The organism is Stenotrophomonas sp. HMWF023 (genome assembly GCF_003060985.1).
GTDB lineage: Bacteria > Pseudomonadota > Gammaproteobacteria > Xanthomonadales > Xanthomonadaceae > Stenotrophomonas > Stenotrophomonas lactitubi.
On sequence record NZ_QAIJ01000275.1, the window covers coordinates 3238 to 11441 of the forward strand.

At 64.8% G+C, this 8204-nt stretch carries 7 protein-coding genes and 1 pseudogene; 5 read left to right on the top strand and 3 right to left on the bottom strand.

Annotated features, from left to right (window positions below):
- Nucleotides 1-607, bottom strand: a pseudogene (locus DBR20_RS15750) (endonuclease/exonuclease/phosphatase family protein); the annotation flags it as partial.
- Nucleotides 608-769: 162 nt separating this feature from the next.
- Here DBR20_RS15750 and DBR20_RS15755 point away from each other — a divergent pair.
- Nucleotides 770-2335 carry an oligopeptide:H+ symporter gene (locus DBR20_RS15755; RefSeq protein WP_108266822.1) on the top strand — a complete coding sequence of 522 codons (1566 nt, stop codon included), beginning with the start codon at nt 770-772 and terminating at the stop codon, nt 2333-2335.
- 7 nt (nt 2336-2342) lie between these two features.
- The gene (locus tag DBR20_RS15760; RefSeq protein WP_025876742.1) at nt 2343-2969 is read left to right on the top strand and encodes a rhomboid family intramembrane serine protease; all 627 of its coding nucleotides are present in this window, start codon (nt 2343-2345) and stop codon (nt 2967-2969) included.
- Between the two features lie 58 nt (nt 2970-3027).
- On the opposite strand, the gene DBR20_RS22175 is transcribed toward DBR20_RS15760, so the two are convergent.
- A complete protein-coding gene (locus DBR20_RS22175; protein ID WP_165780990.1) occupies nt 3028-3189 on the bottom strand; it encodes a hypothetical protein in 162 nt (53 codons plus the stop codon).
- Between the two features lie 208 nt (nt 3190-3397).
- Between DBR20_RS22175 and DBR20_RS15765 the strand changes: the two genes are divergently transcribed.
- The 3 genes from DBR20_RS15765 to cfa are packed head-to-tail and all read left to right on the top strand — an operon-like array spanning nt 3398 to nt 5756.
- Nucleotides 3398-3700, top strand: coding sequence for a GNAT family N-acetyltransferase (locus DBR20_RS15765; protein ID WP_089236171.1), 303 nt, complete (start codon nt 3398-3400; stop codon nt 3698-3700).
- Between the two features lie 36 nt (nt 3701-3736).
- Nucleotides 3737-4618 (top strand): DUF3298 and DUF4163 domain-containing protein, encoded by an 882-nt coding sequence (locus DBR20_RS15770; RefSeq protein WP_108266825.1) that lies wholly within the window; start codon nt 3737-3739, stop codon nt 4616-4618.
- A gap of 19 nt (nt 4619-4637) precedes the next feature.
- The gene (gene cfa, locus DBR20_RS15775; protein ID WP_108266823.1) at nt 4638-5756 is read left to right on the top strand and encodes a cyclopropane fatty acyl phospholipid synthase; all 1119 of its coding nucleotides are present in this window, start codon (nt 4638-4640) and stop codon (nt 5754-5756) included.
- A gap of 139 nt (nt 5757-5895) precedes the next feature.
- Here the strand turns inward: cfa and DBR20_RS15780 are convergent, their stop codons facing one another.
- Entirely contained in the window at nt 5896-8064 is a 2169-nt protein-coding gene (locus DBR20_RS15780; protein ID WP_108266824.1) for a M3 family metallopeptidase, read from the bottom strand.
- Nucleotides 8065-8204 lie beyond the last annotated feature (140 nt).

Here is an 8204-nt window from a genome sequence, read left to right on the forward strand (position 1 = left end):
GCTCGACGGTGCTGGCGGAGAAATCTCCGGCGATCAGGCTCGGCATGCCCTCGGCCGTTGCGCCGATCCAGGTCATCAGGTCGCTGGTCTGGTGTTGCCGGGCATTGGCCTCGTCGGGATCCGGGCGCAGGCGCGCGATGTAGACGTTGACGTCGTTGTCGCCCAGGCGCAGGCGCATCATGCCGGCGGCACTGAAGGTGCCCGGTGGGTGCAGCAGGGTGACCCCGTCCTCGCTGACCGGCAGCCGGCTGAGCATCGCGTTGCCGTGCCGGACCGGCTGGCTCGGCGGGTCGGCCGTGACGAAATCGCAGCTGTAGCGCAGCCGGCTGGCCAACCAGCAGGCCGGGTTGCGCCCTTGCTGCTGCAATACCTGCTGCACCGAAATCACATCCGGCTGCAGATCGGTCAGCAGCTGCAGCACCTGTTCGCGGCGCTGCTTCCATTGGCCTTCGTCACGGCTGGGCAGTTCCAGCGCGGCGACGGTCAATTGCCGCACCTCTGTGGCAAGGCCTGTGGCCGGCGGCGCCTGTGGCCGGGCCAGCGCAGGCACGGCCAGCATGAGGGCAAGGCAGCTGGGCAGGATGCGGGCAAAGGGCAGGGGGCGCATAACGATAAGTTTACGCTTTTGCCGTGCAGGTTCCGTGACTTCCGGCAGGGCCGCACATGCCTGCCATGCTTTGGCACGGCTGTCATGCAGCCCTGCAGCGTGCTTCGCACGCACAGGTTCCGGTACTCTTGCGCCTTTCGTTTTGCAGGAATGCCTTACAGGATGAGCCACGACGCAGTCGCCCCCATCGCCGGCCAGGGAAAGATGCCGCGCCAGATCCCGTACATCATCGGCAATGAGGCCTGCGAGCGGTTCAGTTTCTACGGGATGCGCAACATCCTGGTGCAGTTCCTGATCACCTCGCTGCTGCTGCAGGAACTCACTGCGGAAGGCCGTGCCGGTGAAGCCAAGGACATCATGCACAGCTTCATGATCGGCGTGTATTTCTTCCCGCTGCTCGGGGGCTGGCTGGCCGACAAGTTCTTCGGCAAGTACCACACCATCCTGTGGTTCAGCCTGGTCTACTGCATGGGCCACCTGTGCCTTGCGTTGTTCGAGGGCAGCCGTGAGGGCTTCTTCCTCGGTCTGGGCCTGATCGCGCTGGGTGCCGGTGGCATCAAGCCGCTGGTGGCCTCGTTCATGGGCGACCAGTTCGACCAGAGCAACAAGCACCTGGCCAAGATCGTCTTCGACGCCTTCTACTGGATCATCAACTTCGGCTCGTTGTTCGCCTCGCTGCTGATCCCGCTGGTGCTGAAGAACTGGGGCCCGCAGTGGGCCTTCGGCATTCCGGGCATCCTGATGTTCATCGCCACCTTCGTGTTCTGGCTGGGCCGCAAGCGCTATGTGCTGGTGCCGCTGCCGCCGAAGGACCCGCATTCGTTCGCCAACGTGGTGCGTACCGCGCTGACCGCGCGCGTCGCCGGCCAGGGCCGTCCGGGCCTGGTCATTGCCGTGGTCGGGCTGGTGCTGGCCGTGGCCTCGTTCGGTCTGGTCGGCTCGCTGGGCATCGTGATCTGCCTGTGCCTGGCGCTGGTGTCGATCCTGGCAGGCATCGGTGGTGGCACCTGGCTGCAGCTGGACCGTGCGCGCGGCCAGCACCCGGCCGAAGCCGTGGAAGGCGTGCGCTCGGTGCTGCGGGTGCTGGTGATCTTCGCACTGACCACCCCGTTCTTCTCGCTGTTCGACCAGAAGGCCTCGACCTGGGTCCTGCAGGGCCAGCAGATGCAGATGCCGAGCTGGTTCACCGCCTCGCAGATGCAGGCGTTGAATCCGCTGCTGGTGATGATCCTGATTCCGTTCAACAACCTGGTGCTGTACCCGGCCCTGCGCCGTTTCGGCTTCGAGCCGACCGCGCTGCGCCGCATGACCGTTGGCATCGCCTTCAGCGGCCTGGCCTGGATCGTGGTGGGTGGCATCCAGGTGGTGATGGACGGTGGCAACGCGATGTCGATCTTCTGGCAGATGCTGCCGTACGCGCTGCTGACCTTCGGTGAAGTGCTGGTCTCGGCCACCGGCCTGGAGTTCGCCTACAGCCAGGCACCGCAGGCCATGAAGGGCGTGGTGATGAGCTTCTGGAACCTGACCACGACCATCGGCAACCTGTGGGTGCTGCTGTCCAATGCGGCCGTGCGCAATGACACGGTCACCCACAAGATCGCCAGTACGGGCCTGAGTGAGGCGGCATTCCTGATGTTCTTCTTCGCCGGTTTTGCTTTCGTCGCGGCGTTGGCCTTCGGTTGGTATGCGAAACGCTATCGTATGGTCGACAACTACCGCACCGCCTGAGCCTGACATGACCCCCGTCAATCTGCTGTTGATCGCCATCACCGCCATCCTGTCGTGGATGGCGTTCAACAACCGCAAGCTGGCCGACCGACTGATCCTGTGGCCGCCGGCGGTGGATCGCCACCGCCAGTACGACCGCCTGATCACCTACGGCTTCATCCACGCCGACTGGTCGCACCTGATCTTCAACATGATCACCCTGTTCTTCTTCGGGGGATTCATCGAGAGCGTGATGGTGCAGCTGACCGGCAGCTACCTGGTCTATCCGGCGTTCTACGTCGGTGCGCTGCTGGTCTCGATCCTGCCCAGCTACCTGAAGAACCAGAAGAACCCGAACTACCTCAGCCTCGGTGCGTCCGGGGCGGTGTCGGCGGTGCTGTTCGCCTTCATCCTGATCAAGCCGTGGTCGATCATCCTGGTGTTCTTCATCCCGGCGCCGGCGATCGTCTATGCCGCGTTCTACGTCGGCTACAGCATCTGGATGGACAAGCGCGGTGGCGATCGCATCAACCACAGCGCGCACCTGGCCGGTGCGGCGTTCGGCGTGATCTTCATGCTGGCCATGCAGCCGAGCATCTTCAGTCACTTCCTGCGCGAGCTGTCCAACCCGACCTTCCGCCTCGGCGGCGGCTGAGGGTGGCTGGGGTCGGATCCACTGGATCCGACCCCCGGGGCTGCGGCCCCGCTCCGGGTCAGGCCCGGGTTTCCTGACCGTAGGTATCGAGCAGGCGGGAGAACACTTCCTCGCCGATGCTCTGGAACGCCTGGTCTTCAGTCTGTCCCTCCACGGCCAGTTGCAGCAGGCCCTCCAGCAGGGCGTGATCGGTATCGGAATGGGAATCGCTGGGGTGCATCGCGGGCCTCCACGGCAGATCGCTTGGTCGACTGTCGCAAGGGGCATGCCAGGCTGGCGCACCCCTGCAGAGGGGTTAGCGGCCGGCCGGGCTGCAGCTTGAGGGCAACAACTGACGCAGCAGGCGCAGACTTGTCCCTGTTCAGGCTTCACGCGATCATGGCGCCCGTCTGCGCACCATCCACGCAGTCGCCGCAGGAGACAGTCCCATGGCTTCGGTCACGCCCCCCGGTCTGGCTTACGAGGTCGAACACGATCAGGTCAACCACCGGTTCACCGCCCGCGTGCGCGGGCAGGTGGCACTGCTGGACTACCAGATCAAACGCAGGCGGATGGTCATCACCCATACCGAAGTGCCCGAGCCGATCGCTGGCCGTGGCATTGCCGGTGAGCTGACCCGGGTCGCACTTCGTTTCGCCCGGGAGCAGAAGTACAAGGTGGTGCCGGCATGTGCCTATGCCGAGGCCTTCCTGCAGCGTCACGAGGAGTATCACGATCTGCTTGTGGGCTGATTCCAGCGGGCCACGCTTCAGCCAGGGCAGGCGATGATGTATGAACATGAACAGGGGATCCCGATGAAGATTGGAAACAACCGGCCACTGCACGCCAGCGTGCTGGCCGGCGCTATGGGCGTGCTGTTGCTGGCCGGTTGCCAGCGCGAGAACGAGGTGGCACCGGCTACCGACGCCGCACCTGCGACCGAAGCCACTGGCACCGCCGAGACACCCGCAGCGGAAGCGCCGTGGGATCTGCGCGATGTGATCGAGAACAACGAACGTGAAGTGGTCGGCATCAGTTACCCGGCGGGCATCGATCGTTATCCGGGCCTGGCGCGCGCGCTGCAGGCCTATGCCACCTCCGCCCGCAGCGATCTGCAGCAGGCGCTGGACGGGCTGGGCAACGACAAGCCGACCATGCCCTATGAGCTGTCGCTGAGCTTCGAGAAGCTGCTGGAGACGCCGCAGCTGGTGGTGGTCAGTGCCGACGGCAGCCGCTACACCGGTGGCGCCCACGGCGAACCGCTGGTTGCACGTTTCGTGTGGCTGCCGGCGCAGCAGCAGATGTTGAGCGCCGACAAGCTGGTGACCGATGCCAAGGGCTGGAAAGCGATCAGCGATTTCGTCGCCGACCAGCTGCGCGAGCGCGTGGCCACCCGCCTCAGTGGCGAGGACATGGACCCGTCGCAGCTGCAGGAATCGCTACGCAATGCCTCGCGGATGATCGCCGACGGCACCGGTCCGCAGGCCGACAATTTCAGCCAGTTCCAGCCGCTGACCGACGACAAGGGTCAGATCACCGCGCTGCGCTTTGTGTTCCCGCCCTACCAGGTGGGTCCATACTCGGATGGCACCCAGACCGCCGATGTGCCGGCCTCGGTGTTGTTGCCGCACGTGGCCAAGGACTACGTGGAGCTGTTCGCGCGCGGGTAACCGCAGACGAGGAGGTGTCGTGGATACAGGGTTGCAGGAGCGGGTCACCGGCCTGCTCCACGAAGCCGGGGTCCAGATCGATGGAACCCGGCCGCAGGATATCCAGGTGCATGACCCGCGCTTCTTCGCGCGGGTCATGGCGCACGGCTCACTCGGCCTGGGCGAGAGCTACATGGACGGCTGGTGGGATGGCAACGTCCTCGATGAGTTCCTGTTCCACCTGATGCAGGCACACCTGGACGAGCGGGTGCACGGCTGGCGCGAGGTGGCCGACGCCTTGAAGGCACGCCTGTTCAACCTGCAGGCCGGGCAGCGCAGCTATGAAGTAGGCCGCCGCCACTACGACCTCGGCAATGATCTGTACCAGGCGATGCTCGGCCAGCGTCTGGTCTACAGCTGTGGCTACTGGCGCAACGCCAACGATCTGGATGCGGCGCAGGAAGCCAAGCTCGATCTGGTGTGCCGCAAGCTCGGGCTGCGCCCTGGGCAACGCGTGCTGGATATCGGTTGCGGTTGGGGCGAGGCGCTGAAGTTCGCGGCCGAGCGCTATGGTGTCAGTGGTGTCGGCGTCACCATTTCGCAGGAGCAGGCCGACTACGCGCGTGAGCTGTGCGCTGGCCTGCCGATCGAGATCCGGCTGCAGGACTATCGCGAACTGGACGAGCCGTTCGATGCGATCTTTTCGATCGGCATGTTCGAGCACGTCGGCGACAAGAACTACCGCAGTTTCTTCGACGTGGCGCGATGTTGCCTGTCGCCGCGTGGCCTGCTGCTGTTGCACACCATTGGCAGCAACATCTCGCGCCATCGCACCGACCCGTGGATCGCGCGCTACATCTTCCCCAATTCGATGCTGCCGTCGGCGGCGCAGATCAGCCGCGCGTTTGAAGGGCGTTTCGTGCTGGAGGACTGGCACAACTTCGGTACCGACTATGACCTGACACTGCAGGCGTGGCGACGCAATGTGGAAGCGGCGTGGCCGACACTGGATGCGCGACGCTACGACGAGAGGTTCCGTCGCCTGTGGCGGTTCTACCTGGCTGGATCGATGGCGACGTTCCGCAGCCGGCATGCGCAGCTGTGGCAGCTGGTGCTGTCGCCGCAGGGCGTACCAGGAGGATACGTAGCGCCGCGGTGATCTGGAAGAGCATCCACGCATGGCGTGGATCTACTGGGATCACGCAACCCTGCGGTAGATCCACGCGATGCGTGGATGACGCATAAAAAAACCGCCCGGTCTCCCGGGCGGTTTTCATTTCACGCTACGGTGCCGGCGATCAGTTGCCGGTGCCGGTCAGGCCACGCTTTTCCAGCAGCGGTTCGATCTGCGGCTCGTGGCCGGCAAAATCGCGGAACAGCTGCATCGCATCCACGCTGCCACCCTTGGACAGCAGGGTCGCGCGGAAATGGTCGCCGTTCTTGCGGCTCAGGCCACCGTTGTCGCGGAACCACTTCTGGGTGTTGGCGTCCAGCACTTCCGACCAGATGTAGGCGTAGTAGCCGGCCGAGTAGCCGCCCATGATGTGGCTGAAGTACGGGGTCTTGTAGCGCGGCGGAACCGGCGCGTAGTAGATGCCGTCCTTCTCCAGCGCGGCGCGCTCGAAGGCCATCACGTCCTTGGCGGCCGGCACCTGGTCCGGGCCGATCTGGTGCCAGCGCTGGTCGAGCATGGCGGCACCGAGGTACTCGGTGGTGGCAAAGCCCTGGTTGAACTTGGCCGCGGCCAGCACCTTGTCCAGCAGCGCCTGCGGCATCGCCGAACCGTTCTGGTAGTGCTTGGCGTAGTTCTTCAGGATGGCCGGGTTGTCGGCCCACATCTCGTTGACCTGCGAGGGGAACTCGACGAAGTCGCGCGGCACAGCGGTACCCGAGAAGTACGGGTACTTCACGTTCGAGAACATGCCGTGCAGGGCGTGGCCGAATTCGTGGAAGGTGGTGCTCACTTCATCCCAGGTCAGCAGGGTCGGCTGGCCGGCCGGCGGCTTGGGGATGTTCAGGTGGTTGGCCACCACCGGCTTGAAGCCGGTCAGCTTGGACTGCGAGACGTACGAGTTCATCCATGCACCGCCACGCTTGGAGGCACGTGCATACGGGTCGAAGATGAAGATCGCCAGCTGGCTGCCGTCGGCATCGAACACGTCATAGACGGTGACGTCAGCGTGGTACACCGGCAGGTCGGTGCGCTGCTTGAAGCTCAGGCCGAATTCCTGGCCGGCGGCGTAGAACACGCCGTTTTCCAGCACGTTCTTCATCTCGAAGTACGGCTTCAGCTGCGACTCGTCGAAGTTGTACTTGGCCTGGCGCACCTTCTCGCTGTAGAACGCCCAGTCCCACGGTTCCAGCTTGAAGGTCGGCTTGCCGGCGGCCTTCTGTTCCTGGTCGATCATCGCCTGCAGGTCGGTGGCTTCGCGCTTGGCATTGGCCACCGCGGCCGGGGCCAGCTTGCCCAGCATCGCGTTGACCGCTTCGGGGGTCTTGGCGGTCTGGTTGGTCAGGTTGTAGGCGGCGAAGTTGGCAAAGCCCATCAGCTTGGCCTTGTCGGCGCGCAGCTGCATGATGCGCGCGACCAGCGCGGTGTTGTCGAACTCACCGCCGCGGCTGCCGCGGGTGGTGGACGCTTCGTAGATCTTCTGGCGCAGGGCACGGTTGGCCAGGTTGGTCAGCGGCGGCTGGCCGGTGGTGTTGAGCAGGGTGATCACGTACTTGCCGTCCAGGCCACGGGCCTTGGCGGCTTCGGCAGCGGCGGCGATCTGTTCCTTGGACAGGCCCTCCAGTTCCTTGACGTCGTTGACGGTGATCGCCGAAGCGTTCACTTCCGACTGCACGTTCTGGCTGAACTTGGTGCCCAGGTTGGCCAGCTCTGCGTTCATTTCCTTCAGCTTGGTCTTGTCAGCCTCGGACAGCTTGGCGCCGGCGCGCACGTAGTTGTCGTAGTACTTCTCGACCAGGCGCACGCCTTCAGCGTCCAGGCCCAGGGTGGTGCGGCTGTCATACAGTGCCTGGATGCGTGCGAACAGCTTGCCGTTCAGCGCGATCGCATCGCTGTGCGCGGCGAACTTCGCCGAATAATCGGCCTGCAGCTTCTTGCGGGTGTCGTTGGTATCGGCGCCGACCAGGCTGAAGAACACGGTGGTCGCGCGGTCCAGGGTGTCACCGCTCTTTTCCAGGGCGATGATGGTGTTGTCGAAGGTCGGCTTGGCCTTGGTGTTGGCGATCGCTTCCACTTCCTTCAGCTGCTGCGCCATGCCGGCGTCGAAGGCCGGGGCGAAGTCGCTGTCCTTGATCTTGTCGAACTGCGGGAAGTGCAGCGGCAGCGGGCTGTCGGCGAAGAACGGATTGGCCTGCTGGGCGTTGGCAGCGGCGGCCGGGGTGGCGGCGCTGGCCGAATAGGCGGGCAGGGCAAGGCCGAGGGTCATGGCCACGGCAAGGGCAAGGCGGGTGGTCAAGGTCGATACTCCGGTAAGGCAAACAAGGGCCCGAGGGTAACCCGGCCCGGCGCGCCCGCACTTGTGTCAAAAGGCATGTTGGCAACGCCGCCGCGCAGTAGCGCCCCCCCCCCCTGGATGGCTGCCCGGGTACCATGGAG

Excerpts from the sequence above, each read along its gene's own strand:
- DBR20_RS15755 (WP_108266822.1), top strand. The coding sequence starts at position 770 with ATGAGCCACGACGCAGTCGCCCCCATCGCCGGCCAGGGAAAGATGCCG.
- DBR20_RS15770 (WP_108266825.1), top strand. The coding sequence starts at position 3,737 with ATGTATGAACATGAACAGGGGATCCCGATGAAGATTGGAAACAACCGG.
- DBR20_RS15760 (WP_025876742.1), top strand. The coding sequence starts at position 2,343 with ATGACCCCCGTCAATCTGCTGTTGATCGCCATCACCGCCATCCTGTCG.
- DBR20_RS22175 (WP_165780990.1), bottom strand. The coding sequence starts at position 3,189 with ATGCACCCCAGCGATTCCCATTCCGATACCGATCACGCCCTGCTGGAG.
- DBR20_RS15765 (WP_089236171.1), top strand. The coding sequence starts at position 3,398 with ATGGCTTCGGTCACGCCCCCCGGTCTGGCTTACGAGGTCGAACACGAT.